The sequence below is a fragment of the Vibrio sp. 1978 genome, from assembly GCF_033344345.1.
In genome coordinates this window covers 1-525 of sequence record NZ_JAWPOP010000975.1, presented here as the reverse complement: position 1 = coordinate 525, position 525 = coordinate 1, and the positions used below count along the sequence as shown (strand labels likewise).

At 46.3% G+C, this 525-nt stretch carries 1 protein-coding gene; it reads right to left on the bottom strand.

Translation table 11 applies throughout. From position 1 onward, the window contains the following. A partial coding sequence (gene thiI, locus R8N49_RS30190; protein ID WP_412034944.1) for a thiazole biosynthesis protein occupies positions 1-525 on the bottom strand: 525 nt, incomplete at both ends.

The window sequence follows — 525 nt, the reverse complement described above, 5'->3', positions numbered from 1 at the left end:
AACTTTTACGTTGTTAAAGCCCTGCTCTTGCAAGTAAAGCGCTTGCAGACGGCTCATGACGCCACGGTCACAGTACAGTAGGTAAGTTTTCGACTGGTCTAGGTCACCGAACTGCGTACCCAGCTTGTAGAATGGAATGTGTTTCACATCCACACCAGCGATTTCTAGTGGGTTATCGTCTTCCTCATCAGGGCTACGAATATCCAATACTACCGCGTGTTCTTCTACCGCTTGTACTTGCTCGACTTCTGGTGCCGCTTGCTCAGATTCTTTTGCGATATCACGAATGTCCATTTGACGCGCTTCGTAAACCACTTTCTCTAGAATGCTGAAGTCAAACTTCGCTTCTTCTGCTTCTAGCTTCTCTTTCACCGCTTTTACTGTTGGCTTCTTAGAGATCACGCCACAGTACTCAGGCATAGTTTTCGCGAAGTCTTCTGTACCGATTTCACGAGCTAAGTTGATGATGTCTTCTTTATCCCAGTTGATAAGCGGACGCAGAATCAGCGTATCCGTAACATTATC